This is a genomic window from Aeromicrobium sp. Leaf350 (assembly GCF_916858655.1).
GTDB lineage: Bacteria > Actinomycetota > Actinomycetes > Propionibacteriales > Nocardioidaceae > Aeromicrobium.
The window spans coordinates 309,590-329,407 of the sequence record NZ_CAKASL010000001.1 but is presented as its reverse complement, the minus strand read 5'-3'; the positions used below and the strand labels follow the sequence as shown (position 1 = coordinate 329,407).

Below are 19,818 nucleotides of genomic sequence, written 5' to 3'. Positions count from 1 at the left end.
TGTGCGGCCTTCAGTGTGGGGGGTGATCACGAGGAATTGATGTCGCTGGGCCCGGATGACCTGCTCCGCGGCAGCCAGGGTCGTGGTCTTGCCGGCGCCCGCTGCTCCCTCGACCGTAATGAGACGTCCGGTGCCAGCGAGCGTCGCGACGACGGACTGCTGATCGTCATCCAAGGCGTGGTTCGAGTCGATGGGCAGGTCAGCCAACGGGCGGTCCCGCCGCATTGACCGCGCGGCGAGACGGTCGACAAGCTCAGCTTCCACGGCCACCACGTGGTGAGAGCTAAGGCACCGGATGTGGCCCGGGACGTCGTCGCGTTCGAGCAGCGGCACGCAGGCGGCGACGATGCGTGACGTCAGGTCCTCAGCGAGCTCTCTGCGCACAATCGGCTCGGCGACCACGTCGACGGAGGCGAGAATCCGCTCGACCTCGCCTCGGATGTCGGCAGGGTTCCAGCTAGACCGGCGCGTGCCGAGCCGCATTTGAACTAGGTCGACGACGGCATCGCGGTTGAGCGATCCGATTGGCGTACTGGGGTGTGTCGCGTGGCCGGTTGCCGGGGAACGGAAGCCCATCTCGTGCAGCTCGTCGGTCCACCTTTGAGCGAGTTGTTCGCCATCTTGGGGCACGACCTTGTCCGGCCGAGCCTCCGCCCATGCCCGTCGGTCCCAGGTGCGTCGAAGTCGCGCATCCGGTTCCTGGCCGGGGTGGTCTCTCCGCCATTCGGCCTCGTAGCGGTCGACGTTGCGGCCGATCTGTCGCGTTCGCTGGCTGAACGCTGACGCGCAGGGAGCGAGTTCGGCGATCTCGCTGGAGGCGGGGTCGAGGGTGTAGCCGTGCCGGGCGAGCTCGCGTCGGAACTCCGGGTCGCATGCGACCGCCGCGTGGCCGATGCCGTTGAGGGCATCGATCATGTCGACGACGCCTGCGGAGTGAAGTCCTCGCCATCGACCTTGCGCCAGGACGCGCGCGTTGATCTGCACGTGGAGGTGTCGATGCGGGTCGCCTGCGCGAGACGTGAAGTGTTGGATGACCGCGGCCTCGAGCTGGTCGACCGGCACCTGCACCTGGCGACCGCGCGGCCCGACGCGTGTGGTGGCATTCGCCGCTAGCCAGGTGACGATCTCCTTCGCGGCCCGGTCTTGAGCGCGGCCGTAGGCGGCGCTGATGCCGGGGTGGATCAAGGCTGCGATCGACCAGGTCTTCGGTCCGTTGACGACAATCTCGACGAATCGCAGTCCGTGGGCGCCGGTGCGGAGGCGGCCCTTCGGGTTGCCTTCGCGATCGATGCCGACGACCCAGGCTTCGTAGGCGTCGCCGTCGAGCTGACCAGCCTCGACCGCGCTCGGCGAGAGCTGGGGCTCCGACGACTCGGGACTGGTCGCCACGAGCAGCACGGCGACTCCGGTTCCTTCGGCAAGGTAGTAGTCGTCGGCGCGGGAGTGATCGGCCTCGACGTAGGCCCGGGCTGCCTTCGGCGCTCCGCGGTAGAACTTGACCCCACCGTGCACCTGCCCACCACCCCCGACGTTTCGGCGGCGTCGAGCCGGCCCACCAACGGTGGGGGACTGGCCTACGGAACTCCGTAGCATGCGTGCCGCTTCGCTGGGCAGGGCCGTGATGAGGGGGCTGGGTGGTCAGGTAACGGGGAAACGGGCAGGCGAGGGACGTTGCATTAGACGGGAGGAGGGTTGCGGGAGAGGAGGTCGCGACGGCGTGTGTATCGCGGTTGCCAGAGCCAAAGGAGCGGACTGTGCGCTGAGTAGGGGGGGGCACGCATTGAGGGCTGCCACCTCGAAAGTGCATCACCGCCGCGGGTGATGCGAGTCGTTCGCGTCCGCTCAGGCTGTCGGCGGACTATCGTGCACGTCGTGGGGGATGACACTGCGACAACCGTTCTTAGTCGGCCTGCGCTTCCCGAAAGCGGCCAAGTCGTCGAGGTTCGCGGATCGACTTGGGCTGTGGCTTCGGTGCGGGAACAGGGCCTGCCGCGAAGCCCGGCCGATGAACTCGTCGCGGGGCTGTCACACGTTGTCGATTTGCAGTCCCTTGACGAGGACCGCCTCGGCGAGCAGCTCTCGGTCGTGTGGGAGTTGGAGGTCGGCCACACCGTCACACCCGCGCAGGGACTCCCGGACGTCATCTACGCGGACGCCTTTGATGAGCCGGCCACACTCGCAGGCTTCATCGACGCGATGCGGTGGGGAGCGGTGACCAGTGCCGACCCGAACCGATACCAAGCACCCTTCTGGTCGGGCGTGAACGTCGAGGCGTATCAGCTCGAACCGCTCCGCCGCGCCCTCGGCGCACCTCGCGCGAACCTCCTACTCGCCGATGACGTCGGACTGGGCAAGACCATCGAGGCCGGCCTGGTGATTCAGGAGCTGTTCCTTCGTCACCGCGCCCGCACCGCCGTCATCGTTTGCCCGCCCAGCCTCGCGCTGAAGTGGCAGGACGAGATGCGCGAGAAGTTCGGTCTGGAGTTCACCATCGTCAACTCCGAGTTGATGGCCCAGGTGCGTCGCACCCACGGGTTGCACGCCAACCCGTTTCAGCTCTTCCCGCGCGTTATCGTCAGCATGGCGTGGCTGCCGCAGGTCCGCGCCCAGCGTCTGCTCCGCGACGTCTACACCCAGGCCACCAACCCTAAGACCGGGAAGCGGTACGCCTTCGACATCCTGGTGGTCGACGAGGCTCATCACGTGGCGCCGTCTAGCCCCTCAGCCATCGCCGGTGGGCGCGGCTACGCGGTGGACACCCAGCGCACCGTCGCGGTCCGCCAACTCGCCGAGAAGTGCGAGCACCGTCTTTTTCTGAGCGCGACCCCCCACAACGGTCACCCCGAGTCGTTCACCGCGCTGATGGAGATGATCGACCCCCGGCGCTTCGCTCGCGGCGCGAACCTCGACTCGACCGCACTCAAGGACGTCACCGTCCGTCGACTGAAGACCGACCTTCCCAGCAAAAGCTTCAAGAAGCGCAAGGTCAACACCCTCGACGTCACGCCGTCGGACTCCGAGCAGCAGATGTTCTCCTTGCTCGACGACATCGTCACCCAGAGCGCCAAGCAGAACGGCACCAAGCCTGGCGGCGACATTGTCACGATGCTTCTGAAGAAGCGATTTTTGTCTAGCCCGTTCGCGTTCGGCATGACGCTGAGTCACTACGTCGCCTTGAAGGCCGGGCGCGGTTTGTCCGACGACGAGTACGACGACATCTTCGGCGAGGGCCAGTCGGATGAGGAGGAGGGACTGTGGGAGCAGGACGAGGCAGAAAAACTGCGCGAGTCCAAGGGGTCCGACCCGCTTGTCGCGGCTGAATCGGGTCAGCTCGAAACGCTCATGGAGTGGGGCCTGGGCTACGAGAGCCGTGCCGACTCCCGCCTCGACCGACTCATCAGCTTCCTCGACGCGGTCTGCCGCCCTGTTGGCAATACGTGGTCCAATGAGCGCGTCGTGGTCTTCACCGAGTACGCCCACACGGTCGACTGGTTGACTCGCGTGCTGAACCAGAAGGGCTACACCGATGACCGACTTGCGGTCATCCAGGGGTCGACGCCAACTGATGAGCGCGAGTACATCCGTTCGCAGTTCACCGCCGACCCCACCAACGAGCCCGTGCGCGTGCTTCTCGCCACCGACGCCGCCGGTGAAGGTATCGACCTCCAGACTTACTGCCACCGGGTCGTGAACTTCGATATCCCGTTCAACCCCTCGCGCCTCGAACAGCGCATCGGCCGTATCGACCGGTATGGCCAGACCGAGGAGCCGCAAGTCTTCCACTTCGTGCCAGTCGTCGACTCCTCGACGTACGCCGCCGACCTGAACTTCATGGAGCGCATCGCTCGCAAGATCGCTCAGGTCGAGTATGACCTCGGCTCCGCCAACCAGGTCGTTGGCGAGGAGATTCAGGGCCACTTCGGCAAGCGCGCCCCGACCAAATCGAAGTCCAAGGGTGTCGACACGAACGAGGCCATCAACGCCGCTCTCGCCGGCGGCATGGAGCTCAATGCTCGCCTGACCCAGTTGGAGCAGGGGTACGACGAGTCCCGCACTGAGATGCACCTCGACCCGGCCAACCTACGCCGGGTGGTCGACACCGCCTTGCGGATCAACCACCAGGCGCCGTTGATCGAGAATCACGAGTTCGCCCAAGACACCGACGCCGAAGTCTTCACCGTCCCAACTCTGACGACTGGCTGGCACGACACGCTGCGTGGCCTCGACACGCGACTCAAGCCCGGCGAGTTGCGACCGATTACCTTCGATCCCGCCGCGTTCGACGAGGACCACAAAGTTGGGCCGGAAGACCTCGTCTACGTCCACCTCGGGCATCCCATCGTGCAGAAGGCCCAGCGCCTCCTACGCCGCTCGCTGTGGAGTGTTGACTCCCCACTCAACCGCGTGACCGCCGTGGTGGTCGATGACCTCGAAGAATCCTTCGTTGCCGCCGTCACCCGCATGGTGCTCGTCGGCCGCGGCGGTGTCCGGCTCCACGAGGAGGTCTTCCTCGCCGGTGTCCGGTTGAAGGGTCGCCGCGCGATGGCCGAAGAGAAGGCTGAAGCCGCTCTCGACAAGGCACTCGACCGCGAGCGTCTTTCCGTGGCCGACGACCGTGTCCGCGATCAGCTCTGCGACCTGTGGAACGTCCCTGACGCACCGCTGCGCCTGCGTCTGGAAGAGTCGATGCAAGCCCGTGCGGGCCGTCGTCACGACCTGGTCATCGAGCAACTCGCCAAACGCCAAGCCGCTGACATCCAACGTGCGAAGGACATCTTTGCGGCGTTTCGCGCCAACCTGCGCGACTCGCTCGCACGGCTCCGGGCGGAGGAGGACGAGGCCCAGGGGCAGTTGTTCACCGACCCCGACCAGATGCGCCAATGGAGACGCGACATCGACGCTATGAGCCGCCGCCTGGACGAACTTGACGACGAGGAAGCACGAGAGATCGCCGCCATCACCGACCGCTACGCCGATGTGAAGCCTCACACCACCGCAGCGGCTGTCGTGTTCGCACTTACTCGCGCCGATGCAGACGGGTGGGTTGAGTGATGGCACGCGCAAAGACCAACACCGCCGCCCGTGGCAGCAAGCCCATCAACGTGACGGACCAGCACCGCGCCTGGCTCGAACTAGTCGACACAGAAGGTCCGTTTCTTGCCATCCCGCCGCTGAAGCGGGTCTGGCCCCAAGGGATGCCGAGCCTTGCTGACGAGCGCAAGGCAGCCCTCGTCGATGCTCGCAAGGACTTCGAGGGCGCGTGGGAGTCTCTCGACCGCACCCCTGACTCCGAGAGCGCACAGGATGCCTACCGCGTCGCCCGTGACAAGTGGGTCGAGACGATCCTGCGTGACGTCGCCGGGTGGGCCGAGTCCCTCACGTGGCGGCAGGGCCCCGGGGTTGAAGCGCAATCGCCGAACCGTGCGGTGACGGTCCGAGCTCATGCGTCACTCAACGGCGCTGACGGCATCGGCGCGATCGTGCACGTCATCGACTCCGTCGACTCGCTGCGCCAGACCCCCGGTGACCTGTGGGCGGCCAACCCCATCGACCGCGTCGAGGTGATGCTCCGCGAGAACAAGATTCCGATCGGAATCGTCACCGACGGCCGTTGGTGGGGACTCGTATGCGCCCGAGAAGGCGCTATGGCTGCCTCCGGCATCGTCGACGCCCTGACGTGGATCGAAGAACCCCGCACCCGCGACTCCTTCTTCGCCCTCATCGGGCGCCAGCACCTCATCGGCGGCGACCCCTGCGAGCGACTGCCGATCCTGTTTGAAGAGTCGGTCGCCGCGGCTGAGGAGATCACCGAAGCCCTCGGTGCCCAGGTCCGCCGTGCCGTAGAACTGCTCATCCAGTCCTTTTCCGAATCCGCCGCGGACGCGCAGCGCCGTGGTCTGCCCGACCCGCTCCCACCGGCTGACTCGAACGGGCGCACCCACGCCAGCTACGAGGCTGCCGTCACGGTGATGATGCGCGCTGTCTTCCTTCTCTTCGCCGAGGAGCGCGGACTGCTGCCTTCGGGTGAGCTGTTCGAGCAGGGGTACGGCATTGCCGGCGAACTGGAACGCCTCATCGCGCGTGAGACCGAAGAGAGCGAGGAAGCTCTCGACGCGACCTCGCTCACCTGGCACCGGCTCCTGGCCACCAGCCAGGCCCTCTACCAAGGCGCGAGCTTCGAGAGCCTTCGGATGCCGGCCTACGGTGGCTCACTGTTCGACCCGGCCCGCTTCCCGTTCCTCACCGACACCAACGAGCAGGGGGCGCTCGCCATCACGGTCTCCGACCGCGTGATGCTTCACGTCCTGCGCTCAGTCCAGGTCGCAGACATCAAGGGCGAAGCCCGTCGCATTTCCTTCCGCGACATCGATGTTGAGCAGATCGGCTACATCTACGAGGGTCTGCTCGGCTACACAGCCGCGATCGCCGACGAAGTCACTGTCGGCCTGAAAGGCACCCTCGGCGAAGAGCCAGAAATCCCCCTCGCGAAACTCGAAGAGCTGGCTGCCGAGCACACCGACCCGAAGAAGCTCGCCGCGGCAATCCGCGCCTTCGTCGAGGGCGACCAGCCCTCGGCTAAGCCGTCGTCGGCGGCGGCCATCGCTAAGGCCCTCAGCGCGGAGGTCGAGCCGAGCATCGTCAGCGCACTGACTCAGGCTGTCGGTGACGACCTCGAACTGCGTGACCGAGTGCTGCCGTGGCTCGGCCTGGTCCGGCTTGACCTGCGCCAGCGACCCTTCGTCGTACTCGGCGGCGGTCTCACCGTTAGAGAGACCCCGTCCCGCAAGAACGCTGGCGCGCACTACACACCCAAGTCACTCGCCGAAGACGTCGTACTCCACGCGCTCCAGCCCCTCTGCTACTCGCCAGGTCCCCACCAGACAGCCAATACGAAGGAGTGGAAGCTCAAGTCCTCCGACGAACTGCTGAGCCTCAAGGTCGCCGACATCGCGTGCGGGTCCGGCGCGTTTCTCGTGGCTGCCGCCCGCTACCTTTCCGAGCGCGTCGTCGAGGCATGGACCGGCGAGGACCCACGCAACGGAGTCCGAAAGGACCTCTACACCCGCGCTATCCGCCAGGTCGTTGCCAACTGCCTCTACGGAGCCGATATCAACGACATGGCAGTCGAGATGTGCAAGCTCTCGCTCTGGCTCGTCTCCCTCGACCGAGACCTGCCATTCTCCTTCGTCGACGACAAGGTCTTCCTCGGCAACTCGCTGCTCGGTGTCACCGACCTTAACCAATTGCGTCGCCTCCACATCGACCCGAAGGTCAAGACGGAGATGGCGGGCTACTACGCCTACGACGTCGACATCGACTCCATCATCGACCGGGCCAAGGAACTGCGCCGCACGCTACTCAACGAGATCAACGAGAACGACCCGGCTCGCACCAGCGCCGCCAAGCGGCGTCAACTCCTTGACTTCCGCCAAGTCACGTCGGACCTACGCCAGATCGCGAACGGAGTGGTGGCGGTCGGTCTGGCTCAGGGCGGCAAGCCCGGCAGGGCGCTCAACGAGGCGTACGACAACCTGCGCATCGCGGTCGGCAAGGCATACCCGGACAAGGGGGAGGCCGACGGCGCGTTCCTCACTTCTCTGATCGATTCCGGTCTGACACCAACAGTCGTGACTGACTACGAGCGGTGGCAGCCCCTCCACTGGGTAATCGAGGCGCCGGACGTCATCATCGACAACGGCGGCTTCGACGCCGTCATCGGCAACCCGCCGTTCCTTGGCGGAAGCAAGCTCACTGGGGCGATGGGGACGAACATTCGTGACTGGTTCGTCAACACCATCGCAGGTCGACGCGGCAACGCGGATCTCGTTGCCTACTTCTTCTTGCGTGCCACCGGGCTCTTGCAGGCGAACGGGACACTTGGACTGATCGCGACCAACAGCGTTGCGCAAGGGGAGAGTCGCGAGGTCGGTCTCGACACGATGGTCGCTGCCGGGTTCACGATCGCCCGAGCGATTCAGTCCCAGTCGTGGCCGTCTGCAAGTGCCAACCTCGAGTTTGCGGCCGTCTGGGGCACCCGTGGATCAGTCGCCGAGATCGCCTCCCGAATCGCCAACGGCACGCCCGTCAAACGCATTTCAACCCTCCTCGAAGCTGCCGGTCGCGTTGATGGGCTGCCCCACCAACTAGGCGAGAACAAGGGCATCGCCTTCGAGGGATGCAAACTGCGAGGCACTGGCTTCATCATCGAGTCGGGTGAGGCAGCGGAGTGGATCGCGTCGGATCCCGCCAATCGCGACGTCCTGTTTCCTTACCTGAACGGCGACGACCTCAACTCCAGACCAGACGCGTCGGCTTCCCGATGGGTCATCGACTTCACCGGCCTAGATCAGACCGCTGCATCCGGCTTCCAGCTCCCGTTTGCGCGTGTGTCCGAGGCAGTGCGCGCTGAGCGCAATCTCCTGGCGCCGAAGCTACGCGACAACTTCTGGTTGTACGAGCGACCTCGGGCTGCGATGCGGCAGGCGATCGGAGCCTTGGATGAAGTGTTGGTCATCGCTTGTACCAGCAAGTCTGTGATGCCTGTCCGCGTTCCGACGGGACAGGTGTTCAGCAACGCACTCGACGTCTTCGCGACTGCCGACTACAGCGAGCAGGCAGTCTTGTCATCAAGCCTTCACCAACTCTGGGCGATCACCTACGGATCTACGCTGGAGACCCGGATTCGCTACACGCCCTCAGACGTCTTTGAGACGTTCCCGCGACCGTCAGCAACAGACCGACTGACCTCCATCGGCCGCGTCCTTGAGGACGAGAGGAAGGAGATTGTGCTTCGTCGCAACCTTGGACTCACCAAGCTCTACAACCTTGTCAATGACTCGATGGTCACCGGAGACGCCGACGTCGAACGTCTGCGCATGATTCACTTTGAGGTTGACGAGGCGGTCATGGCCGCGTTTCACTGGTCCGATCTGTCGACCCGGCATGGCTTCCACACCTACCGCCAAGAGAATCGCTGGGGGCCGAGTCCCGAGGTTCGCACTGAGCTGTTGGATCGGCTTCTGCTCGAGAACCATGCACGGGCGGCAGCGGCGCTCTCCAAGTCCAGCGGATCGAAAGCGAACGGGCTCGCGACCGACGAAGGCACTCTGTTCGATGCGTTCTGAGCGTGCAGCAGCTTGATGGAGCTAATCGAAGAGCGTCGCGGCCTCGGCGCCGGCGCCATCACTACGCGTTGCCGGTGCGCCAGCACCTTCGTTCTTCTTCCGCCGATGATTCTCCTCAAGCAATCGGTCAAGAGCCTCTACCCGGGCGAGTGGGCTGAGCGACCATCGCAGCATCTTCCGGTACTCGTGAAAGCCATGCTGGGGGTCCAAGTCATTCCAGCCGTAGGCATCCAGGACAGCAGCGTCGAGGTCAACATGAGCCTGTCGAATACCCGCGATCTCTGGGTCCTTCGTGCCAGCGACCTCCGGATCATTGACAAGGTTGTAAAGCTTGGTGAGTCCAAGGTTGCGACGAAGCATGACATCGCGCCGAAAGTGGTCAAGCGACCGTCCGGCCTCTTCAACCAAGGTGGTGGCGACTGGTCGCGGGAACGTCTCGAAGACATCGGACGGCGTGTAGCGGGGGTCGTTGCGCATTCCGGACCCGTAGGTGATCGCCCAGAGTTGGTGGAGGCTTGATGACAAGACTGCCTGGTCGCCGTAGCTGGAAAAGGCGAAGACCTCAGTGGCGTCGCTGAAGACATGTCCCGTGGCGACCCTGAGGGGCATGACCGTCTTGCTGACACGCGCGATGAGGCACCTCGGTAGAGGGATGCCGCGGCCTCTCCGATGGGCTGGAGCCTATGAATACACATCAAGAACGGCGCTGCGTGCTCTATGCAAGGCTCAGCGTCACCAAGGAAGAGTCCGTTTCAATCGCCCGCCAGCTTCTGTCATGTCGCCGGTACGCCGAGGCCCGAGGGTGGGAGGTGGTGGGCGAATTCATCGACGATGGGGTCTCTGCCACCGCCAGCCGTCCCGAGGACCGCAACGGCTGGGCGTCTCTCCTCGCCGCGACAGACTTCGACGCGGTCGTCATCTGGAAGGTCGACCGGCTTGCCCGGCGCGTTCTCGACTTCCTCCACGCCGATGAGGCGCTCCAGAAACGAGGTGCTGGGCTGGTTGCAGTGGAGGACCCCATCGACATGACCAGTCCGCAGGGCCGTGCTTTCGCGGTGATGCTCGCCGTCTTCGGCGAGATGGAGGCTGAGGCGATCCGGGCTCGTGTCAGAGCGGCGCGGGCGCAGCTCTTGAAGGACGGTCGCTGGGCTGGCGGCGGTGTTCCCTACGGTTATAAGTCCGCTGAGAATCCAGCCGGTCCCGGCTGGGTGCTCGTCAAAGACCCCGAACGCCAGCCCTGGTTGGCCGAGATGGTCGCCAAGGCACTTGGTGGTGCGACTGTCAATGCCATCACGACTTGGCTGACAGCCGCTGGCGCGCCGCTGCCCGCTGGCTCGCTCGCCCGCAGGAAGTCCGGCGCGACCGCATGGAATCGGCAGACTGTGGAGGGCATCCTCCGAAACCCGGTGCTTGCGGGAATGACGCCGCACAATCCGGGTCGCCCAAAGAGTGCGAAGCGAGCTGACCCGCTCGCGGTCTTCCGCGACGAGGATGGCGAGCCAGTCGTCAACGACGCCTTGGCGGTTATCAACGCTGAGCAGTTCACTGTTCTTCAGAACCTGCTCGACGCGCGCAGCACTCCGCAGGCCAGGAAACGGAGTGAGCGGGTGCCCACGAGCCCCTTCCTTTCACGCCTCGTCAGGTGCGACGACTGCGACGTGTTCCTCTGCCGGGGCACCAACCAGAAGCGGCCCGTTCTCTACTGCCCAACCTGTCGTCAGACCATGAGCCGGTCGTCCTTCGACCCGTACCTTGTCGACCGGCTCCTGGCCGAGCGCGGGGCAGAGCCACTTGGCAGCTCCACCGTGGCGGCTCACTGGGCTGCCGTCGGAACCAGCGACACGGCGAGGCGTGAGATTCTGCTGACGCAGTTGGAGAGCCTGCGCGTCCGTCGAGGCGTCGTTGGCCGCTACTTCGACGAGGACCGCGTGCTGCTCCGCTGGCGCGCGGCAGGCGGCAGGCAACTCACTAGGCAGAGATGATCCGTGCCCAAGTCTGGTAGTCGTTGACCGGAGCGTCCTGCGGCTCCCATCCGGCACGGGCGACCATGTGTTGGCTCGCCGCGTTGCGTACATGGATTCGGCCGCTTATGACCACGTCCTGGTGTCCGCCTTCGGCGAGGCGCTCCAGGCAGATTGCTTGTGCTTCGGCCAGGAGAGCGTCGGCGACGGTGCCGCCATCGCGCCTCATGTCTTGCGTGATGCCGGCAACAGCGTGGTAGACCTCGAGGAAGTCGCCGCCGGCGAGGAACTGAAGGTGGAGGGCCGCAATAGTTCGGTCGCCCAGCTTTCCCAGCAGCACGAGATCCCCGGGACGGAGGGTCAGGGAGAGTTGACGCAACAACGTTTGCGCTTCCTTCTCCCACGGGCGGGGGTGGGGCAGCTTTCGTCCACCCTCGGTGGTTGGGTCTGCCGTCGTGCACGTCAGGCTCTGAAGTTCGCGAAGGTCGGAGCGCTTCGTGACACGCTGCCACGACAGTTCGTCGCGGGTCACGCCCGCGCAGCAAGGATGGCGTGCCAGTCGGCAGCAGTCGGCCGGTCGGCGTTGATTCGCTCGGCGATCTCCGACGCCGTCTCATCAATGGGCTCGGGAAAGTCGATGTCGTCGACTGGCACGTCGAGAGCCCAGGCGAGCAGCTCCGGAGAGGCAGCGCCGAGATCGATCTGGTCTTGAAGCGCGGAGAGCAGGGTGACGGGGAACCGACGGGACGACGCAGCCTGCTCTCGCGCGACGATCGGATTGGCCTCACCGCTGGTAGCCAGCGCGGTGACGTTTTGCCGCATTAAGAGCGGCGTGCTCTTGGATAGCGCCTCAGCGACAGGCGTGGTGAGCGGTCGCTTGGCCTTGCGGAGCTGGATTCGGATCGCCTCAGTGGAAACGCCAAGGTTCCACACCAGCTGCGCAACGGACCTTGCGTCTGGCGGGCTGTCGAACTGCTCAAGCACCTCGTTGGGCACCAACACGCCTCCGGCGAAGTTGTCGGCTGCCTTCTCGTCGCGTTGTATCCGCTTGGCGGAGACGTCACTTGTGTGATGTCCCAACGCAAGATGCCCAAGTTCGTGCGCGAGTGACCAGTTGCTTCGGAACCAAGACGACTGGGTGGCGAGAACGATGACCCCCCGCTCGCCGATACGGATGGAGTAGTCGGTTGTGAGGCCGGGGATGCGAATTACATCGACGCCGAGCTCCGACTCGATGGCGTTGGCGAAGTTTCGGACAAATGTGCTCCCGAGTGCGTTCCTGAGCGCCGCCGGAGTGGCTGGCAGGGGGCCCGATCCGGCGGGACCTTGGGGGTAGGCAGCGCGGTACAGCGAGACCACTTGGTCGAGGATCGTTCTGTCTTCTTCCTGGCCATCGTTGACGCGAACACGCCGCCGCGCATCCCAAGAGTGCCGCGCTGCGACCGAGACGGCGAGCGGGTCTGGGGCCCCAGTGATCAGCCAGTGAGTGTCCGCTCCAAGGGTCTTCGCGATTGACGCTACCTCGGCGGGAGATAGGCCGCGTTGCCCGTTGAGGGCACGCGAAAGTGCATCGGGAGTCATGTCGGCACGCCTCGCCAAGTCCCGCTGATTCATCCCGAGTGGCATCATCGAGCGGATGCGCTCGCCTACCTCGATCATGGCGTTCATGCCTCCAGGCTAGTCGGCGATTGGGAATATCCCAACGCTGACAGTATGCATGCCGGCTCCGACACTTCATGCCAGCCAACCCCAATGTCGGACGTCTACGGCAGACTTTGACCTGTGACAGAGGTAACCACTGAGTCGGCTGGGCCGCAGGAGTCGTACGAGCTGAACCACGAGCTGGACGGCTCGTCATTTGCGGTGCGCGAGAATCTCGTGGACATCCTTCAGCGTGAGCTGCTCGGCCCAATCCACGGTCCAGAGGAGACCCTTCCGTTCAGCCCTCGCTCGCAGTACCTCGTCGGGCATATTGCTCCGGTCAAGCTAGTCGGCTCGGTGACCGCCACCCCAGACGACACCGACGGCGGTGACCTGGTCGAGGTTCGCACTGATGACGACGCCATGAGCGAGGGCCGCGGCGTCCCGGCGTACGCCGCCGATGACACTGAGGCGGATGCCGAGGACGATGACGTCGAGGACCGCGCTCCGAAGCAGGGCCTGATGATCCCTGCGTCGATGGGTCTGCGGTTCCAGGTTCCCGCCGACGTCGAAGCGTTCCGCGTCGTGTCCTCGTGGGGCAGCTACGAGACGGTCGAGACCGACAAGGTCACCAAGGCCGGCCGTCCTGTGCGCGAGTACCAGCGCACCCCAGTCGAGGAGACCCGCACCGTCCGCCTCGCCGACCTCGCTCCCGGCCACACCGCGACCGTCAGGTTGAAGGAGTCAATCGTGCTTCGGGTCGACCGGTACGACGACCCGAAGTTCAACCGCGTGCTCGTGGAGATCGCGCTGTGCAACGACCGCGAGACCCCCATGCCGATCCCGCTGAGCATGTGGATGTTCCAGACCAAGCTCCTCGTGGACGCCGGTGGAGCCGAGGTGTTCTTGCCGGTGCAAGACGTGATGGAGCAGGACTTGCCGGAGCACGACGAAGAGGTCAAGCGACTCAACCTCCAGTACCGCAACCGCCTGGAGTTCGCCATCGGCCGCACCTGCTCAGTCGACTGGACGGTCCGGAACGGTTCGCGTCGCGCGACGGCTGTCGAGACGACCTGGTTGCCCACCGGGCAGACCCCGCAGACCAAAGCCCGCTCGGTCGAGGATGCGGTGCTGTCGATGGACGCGCTCTCGTCCGTCGCGGCAGACGACTTGCGGTCTGGCCTTACTCCGCTGGTTGATGGGTACGGCGAATGGCTGGGCATGCAGGAGGCGGAGGCCGTCGCGCTGCCGGGTCACCTCCAGGAGACGGCCGAGGTTGCGCTCTGGGAGGCGCGCGAGGCGCACGAGCGGCTGATTGTCGGCTTGGAGCACGTCGCCAGCGACCCTGAGGCGCTGCGCTGCTTCCAGTTCATGAACCGAGTCATGCGTGACCAGCGCATCGCATCACAGGTGGCGGCGGCTCGCGCGGCTGATGCCACGCTGTCGATTGAGGCGGCGGAACAGATCGTCGCGGGTCGAGGCGCGGTGGCTGCGTCCTGGCGTCCGTTCCAGCTCGCCTTCATCCTGATGCAGCTCGGAGCGCTCACCGACCCCGCCGCGCCCTCCCGCAGTTCGGAGCACCAGTCGAAGGTCGAGTTGCTGTTCTTCCCGACCGGTGGCGGCAAGACCGAGGCGTATCTCGGCCTCGCTGCCTACACGTTCGCCATCCGCCGACGACAGGGCGTCATCGAGTCAGCTGACGGACCGCTCGACGGAAGTGACGGCATCGCTGTGCTCATGCGATATACCCTTCGCTTGCTCACCGCCCAGCAGTTCCAACGTGCGACCGCACTAGTCTGCGCCGCCGAACTTGCCCGCCTCGAGGACGAGCAGGTCTGGGGCGCCGAGCCGTTCCGCATCGGACTGTGGGTAGGAACCGACGTCAGCCCCAAGCGGTTCGAGGAAGCCGACGAACAACTCAAGAAGGCCAACGAAGGCTTCGGCCACCGGCTGACGGTCCTCCAGATCCAGCGGTGCCCTTGGTGCGGCACCCCGATCACCGGAGCCCAGGTCAGGGCGGATGCGAATTATCGCCGGGTCTATGTCCACTGCGGTGACGAGTTGGCACGCTGCCCGTTCTCCAAGGGCGGAGCAGTCAGCGAGGGTCTGCCAGTCCTGACCGTGGACGAGGAGATTTACCGCCTCACGCCCGCCTTCGTCATCGCGACGGTCGACAAGTTCGCGCGCCTCGCTCGCGAGGGGGAAGCAGCCGCTCTCTTTGGGTTCGTCAGCAGGCGTTGCGGTCGGCACGGCTACGTTCACGCCGACTACGCGCCATGTCAGGTCGGTTCGCACCCTGCCAAAGACGGGCTGCCCGGCTCGACAGTCGCACCTGTCGGGCGGCTCCGCCCGCCCGACCTGATCATTCAGGACGAGTTGCACCTCATCACGGGAGCGCTCGGCACCTCAGTTGGACTGTTCGAGGTGGCCGTGGAGACGCTGTCGTCGTGGGAGACCGTCGCCGGTGCTCCGGTCAAGCCGCTGATCGTGGCCTCGACTGCAACGGTGCGCAACGCGCAGGAGCAGGTGCGGGGGCTCTATGGCCGGCAGGTCGAGATCTTTCCGCCGCAGGTGCTCGACGTTGCCGACACGTTCTTCTCGCAAGAAGTACCCATTGACGACGCCAACCCGGGCCGTCGATACATCGGTGTCAGCGCCCAGGGGGTGCGCCTGTCGAGCGCCGAGATTCGTGTGTCCGAAGTGCTGCTTTCGGCCGGGCAGTTGCTGCTCGATAGGGCCGGAGCAGCCGCGGACCCGTACATGACACTGGTCGGCTACTTCAACGCCACCCGTGAGCTCGCCGGTATGGCGCGGTACGTCGCCGACGACGTGCAAAGCCGCGTGAAGCGACCGCGCAAGGACTCGGGCTTCCCAAGCCGTCGTGGGGCAAGCTTCGGTCTGCTGAAGACAGGCGAGCTGACTTCGCGTATCGCGTCGTCAGAGATCGGTGCGACGCTCGACAGGCTCGGCTTGGAGTTCGACCCGGACTACGACACCACGGAGGCCGCACGGCAGCGCATCGCCGACGAAAAGGACGGGAAGAAGACGTCGCGCCGTACCGAGGCTGACTCGCCGTTTGACGTCGTACTGGCAACCTCAATGTTGCAGGTTGGTGTGGACGTCCAGCGTCTCGGGCTCATGCTCGTTGTCGGCCAGCCCAAGAACACTGCTGAGTACATCCAGGCATCGTCCCGTGTGGGACGTGACCCTTCCGCCCGGCCCGGGCTGGTGGTGTCGCTCGGGAACTGGGCGCGTCCCCGTGACCTCGCGCATTTCGAGCAGTTCCGGCACTACCACGAGACCTTCTATGCGCAGGTCGAAGCACTCTCCGTCACGCCGTACTCGCCGACGTCGCTGGCGCGCGGTATCGACGGGCTGCTCGTGAGCGTTGCCCGCGTTCTTCAAGCTGCCGTAGTCGACGGGCTCTCACCCGAGCGTGAAGCGTGGCGGATCAGGGACCAGCGCGCTGCGGTTGAGGCCGTCGCTGAGAGACTCAAAAAGCGGATCGCCGCCGCCGCTCTCGACGAGGCGGCGACAAAGAGAGCCAACGACCTGCTCGTCAACCGACTTGACCGATGGACCGAACGTGCCAAGCGTGCTGCCGACATGCACAAGACGCTTGTCTACGAGCGCACGGGCGAGGGAGGTAAGTACCTGCCGCTGATCATCAGCCCCGAGAACGCGAAGGCATCCGTCGGCGGCTCGATGGAGGCGCCGTTCGTCATCGCCAACTCCATGCGCGAGGTGCAGCCCGAGATCAATCTGCTGGTCAGCCCTGTGCCTGACCGGTTGTTCGCGAGGAAGCCTGACAGTGTCGACGACTGGACCTTGCCGGTCGGGGATGAGGACTGATGACCGATCTGACCTTTAAGTCCGGCGAGGACATGCTGCACGACGAGCACGAGATGCTCGACCCGCTGGGGGACGCTGAGGAAGGCGTAGTCAAGAACCGCGCCAAGGTCGGCTCGGCTCGCCCGTCGTCGCTCCTCTATACCTATGGCCCCGGCGCAATCATGGATCTTCCGAACTTTGCGATCATGCCCGCTGGCCTCGATGACTGGGAAACCATTTGGAAGCGGCGCGACCACGTCCCCTCCATCGTTGAACCCCGCCTGCTCAACGTTGTCCGTCTCCACCTCGGCCCCCAAGTCGACGAGCTGCGTCCCTTCCCGTGGCAGCCCAAGCGCATGGGCATGTCGAATGAAGGGTCCGACCTCGGTATCCCGGGACGGGTGTTCCCGCAGTGGTTCCGCTGCACTGGATGCGATTACCTCGGTCCGCTGCCGCGCTTCGACTACACGAACACACACCCCTTCCGGCCCGACCTCGCGCAGTTCGCCCACAGGAGTTGCCCTGGCCGAGGAGGTAGCGCGAAGAAGAAATCAGGCAGCCCCGCGGTGCCCGCCCAGCACCTGCTGACCTGCACCAACGGCCACCTCGATGAGTTCCCATACTCGCTGTGGGTCCACCGAGGCAAGAAATGCCTCAAGGCCGAATTTCCGGACCTGAAGATGAAGGACGCCAACGTCGGCAAAAGTGTCGGCTCGATCATCGCCTGCGCCGCGTGTGGTCAGACCCGAGGCATGGCGGAGGCTCAGGGGTCGATCGGTCGCGACAAACTCCCGCAGAAGTGCCGTGGTCGCCACCCGCACCTCAACGCCTTCGACAACGGTTGCGACGCCCGTCCGGCGCTCATCATGATGGGAGCCTCGAACCTCTGGTTCGCCTCCACCCAGTCGATCATCGTCATGCCGCGCACCGACGCCGAGGAGAAGGAAGCCCTCGCCGACCGGCTCCGCGTCGCGTTGGGCGTTGAGCAGGTCGAGCAGTTCGGCAGCCAGATCGACGTGATCAGGGCACTTGCGGGCGCGAAGAGCATCGACCTCGACGGACTCACCGACGACGACATCGCCACCGCCATCGCCGACGTGCTCGCACCAGCCGACTCCGAAGAGGTCCGCCAGGAGAAGCTCGCAGCATGGGACCCGGTGGACCTCCTCGTGCCCGAGTGGCGCTACCTCCAGAAGCCGTCACTCTTCCCGCAGCAACAGAACGCCAGCGGCCTCATGGTTACCGAGATGAAGTGTGATCCTGATCTGCACCAACGGATCAGTCGTGTCGTCGCGGTCAACAAGATGAAGAAGATCAACGCTGTCCTCGGCTTCACCCGCCTCGATGAGATGGACCGCGTCAACGACCTCGTCAGCCGCATGGTCAAGCTCACCCGCAACGGCAAACCGACCTGGGTTCCTGCCACCGAGGACCGAGGTGAAGGAATCTTCCTCCAGCTCGACCTCGACGAGGTCGCGACGTGGGAGCAGACGATCCTCTCGACCCCGCTGTGGCACGCCCAACGGTCCGCCCACCGCCGCAACTTCGAGCGCCGTTTCTCTGAGACCGCCAAGAACGTTGACCCTGATCTGCGCCTGCCCGCTCCTCGCTACTGGCTGCTCCACACGCTCTCGCACTCCCTTATCCGGGAGATGGCCATGTCGAGCGGCTACGGCGCAGCCAGCCTCACCGAACGCATCTATGGCTGGGCGAGCACTCCTCAGCGCGAGGCGGCCGCTGGATTGCTGATCTGTACGACCGCATCCGACAGCGAAGGCACACTCGGTGGCCTTGTGGCGCTGTCCGAGCCGGCGCGGCTCCACGGTCTCGTCGTGTCCGCGCTTCGTCGAGCCGCGCGATGCTCGTCCGACCCGGTGTGTGCAACTCGGACCCCGAGCGACCCGGAGGACTTTCTCCACGGTGCCGCTTGCCACTGCTGTTCCTTCGCCTCGGAGACCTCCTGCGAGAAGGCCAACCGCTTCCTCGACCGGCGGTTCCTTCTCGACCTCCCGACGGCCACGGGCGAGACCGTGCCCGGGTTCTTCGGGAGCCCGGATGCCCTCTGAGCCTTTCGCATCACTTGGAGAGTTCCTGACTGCAAGCGAGGCCGAAGCCCTCGCTGTCCAGTTCGCCTCTGGTCAGCACGTCCTCAAGGCCTTGTCTGTCGTCAACGCCGCGCGTCGTGGCGAGGCCAAGCAGTTGCTCGCCGACGCCGGACTTAACCACGAGCACAGCGAGCGTGCCGCAGGGGTTCTGAGTGCCATCGCCGGGGCGAAGTCGTTAAGCCGTGACCTCACGCCCGTCTGGACGATGCCGGGTAACGAAGCGAAGATCGGCCACCTGACCGGCGAGTTTCACCGCCTCGTCCAGGCTGCTCGGCAATCGATTGTGTGCGCAACTTACAACTTCGAGCAGACCTCCCAGATGTGGAAGGTGCTCAAGAAGTCTTCCGAGCAGCCGGGTGTGGTCGTGACTGTCTACGTCGATGGTGACAAAGCCGACGCGGCCAAAGTCAGGTCCCAGCTTCCGAGGGCGACCGTCTACCGGTCAACCGAGCTCCCAAACGGCAGGCGCGTGGTCAGCCACGCTACGTTCATCGTCATCGACCACGAGGTACTACTGCTCACCAGCGCCAACTTTTCTTTCAGCGCTGAGAACCGCAACATCGAGTTCGGTCTCCTCGTTCGTGACGCTGCCCTCGCCGAGTCGGTCGAGTCGACGATGTCCAGCAAGCACGGTTCCCTCTACGAACTGGTGTCACTCTGACCTCGGCGCGAGTGTCACGCAGAGGTCGAGAAGTGCGCCGCGTGGTCCGTCAGTTCTTGCTGCCGGAATCCTTTTTGAGCTTCGCAAGCTTTTCCATGTAGTTGGCCTTTTCGTTAAGTCGCTTGGCCTCAGCGCGAAGCTCGCGGGGCGTTCGATTCTTCGAGCCCTCAGGACGTCCCATTGGCATCTCCAGCCTGGACCTTCTACTGCAGAGTTACGGTAGAAGTATCGTTCATCGCAAGGATACCGCCGGTCGCTCCAAAGGGGAAGGGTCATCTTCGAGCCGCTGCCTGTTTGGGGCTCAGGACGGTCGACCCTGGCGGCAGATACTGGCCTTGCCGGTCCGCAAACGGTCCGCAAAACGTCCCACAACAGTCCAAAACTGCAAATAATGTCCAACTTTCGAGATTGGACGTTTCCGCAGGTCAGGGCCACTTTTCAACGGTTTCCACCGTCTCCACTAGCCCCAATTCTCGTTCCGCTTCAACGTCTGA

Annotated in this window: 9 protein-coding genes and 1 pseudogene; 6 read left to right on the top strand and 4 right to left on the bottom strand. The window is 64.9% G+C overall.

Annotated elements, in window-relative coordinates:
• Positions 1-81: 81 nt before the first annotated feature.
• Positions 82-1,593 (bottom strand): annotated as a pseudogene (gene mobF / locus LO931_RS17530) (MobF family relaxase); the annotation flags it as partial.
• A 228-nt stretch (positions 1,594-1,821) separates the two neighbouring features.
• Here mobF and drmD point away from each other — a divergent pair.
• On the top strand, positions 1,822-5,052 hold the full coding sequence (drmD, locus tag LO931_RS01660) for a DISARM system SNF2-like helicase DrmD (protein WP_255657685.1): 3,231 nt from the start codon (positions 1,822-1,824) through the stop codon (positions 5,050-5,052).
• Entirely contained in the window at positions 5,052-9,125 is a 4,074-nt protein-coding gene (locus tag LO931_RS01655) for a DNA methyltransferase (RefSeq protein ID WP_229051464.1), read from the top strand. The genes drmD and LO931_RS01655 overlap by 1 nt, the downstream gene beginning before the upstream one ends.
• 21 nt (positions 9,126-9,146) lie before the next feature.
• On the opposite strand, the gene LO931_RS01650 is transcribed toward LO931_RS01655, so the two are convergent.
• Positions 9,147-9,734, bottom strand: a complete 588-nt coding sequence (locus LO931_RS01650; RefSeq protein WP_229051463.1) for a hypothetical protein — start codon at positions 9,732-9,734, stop codon at positions 9,147-9,149.
• Between the two features lie 74 nt (positions 9,735-9,808).
• Between LO931_RS01650 and LO931_RS01645 the strand changes: the two genes are divergently transcribed.
• Complete coding sequence (locus LO931_RS01645; RefSeq protein WP_229051462.1) at positions 9,809-11,107, top strand: recombinase family protein; 1,299 nt, start codon at positions 9,809-9,811, stop codon at positions 11,105-11,107.
• On the opposite strand, the gene LO931_RS01640 is transcribed toward LO931_RS01645, so the two are convergent.
• Positions 11,094-11,618, bottom strand: coding sequence for a hypothetical protein (locus LO931_RS01640; RefSeq protein WP_229051461.1), 525 nt, complete (start codon positions 11,616-11,618; stop codon positions 11,094-11,096). The genes LO931_RS01645 and LO931_RS01640 overlap by 14 nt on opposite strands.
• Entirely contained in the window at positions 11,615-12,754 is a 1,140-nt protein-coding gene (locus LO931_RS01635; protein WP_229051460.1) for an ImmA/IrrE family metallo-endopeptidase, read from the bottom strand. The genes LO931_RS01640 and LO931_RS01635 overlap by 4 nt, the downstream gene beginning before the upstream one ends.
• A 114-nt stretch (positions 12,755-12,868) precedes the next feature.
• Between LO931_RS01635 and drmA the strand changes: the two genes are divergently transcribed.
• Genes drmA through drmC form a run of 3 tightly spaced genes read left to right on the top strand, consistent with a single transcriptional unit; the run spans position 12,869 to position 19,324 of the window.
• Positions 12,869-16,579 (top strand): DISARM system helicase DrmA, encoded by a 3,711-nt coding sequence (gene drmA, locus LO931_RS01630; RefSeq protein WP_229051459.1) that lies wholly within the window; start codon positions 12,869-12,871, stop codon positions 16,577-16,579.
• Entirely contained in the window at positions 16,579-18,624 is a 2,046-nt protein-coding gene (drmB, locus tag LO931_RS01625; RefSeq protein ID WP_229051458.1) for a DUF1998 domain-containing protein, read from the top strand. Before drmA ends, drmB begins: the two co-directional genes overlap by 1 nt.
• On the top strand, positions 18,614-19,324 hold the full coding sequence (gene drmC, locus LO931_RS01620; RefSeq protein ID WP_229051457.1) for a DISARM system phospholipase D-like protein DrmC: 711 nt from the start codon (positions 18,614-18,616) through the stop codon (positions 19,322-19,324). The genes drmB and drmC overlap by 11 nt, the downstream gene beginning before the upstream one ends.
• Positions 19,325-19,818: the final 494 nt, after the last annotated feature.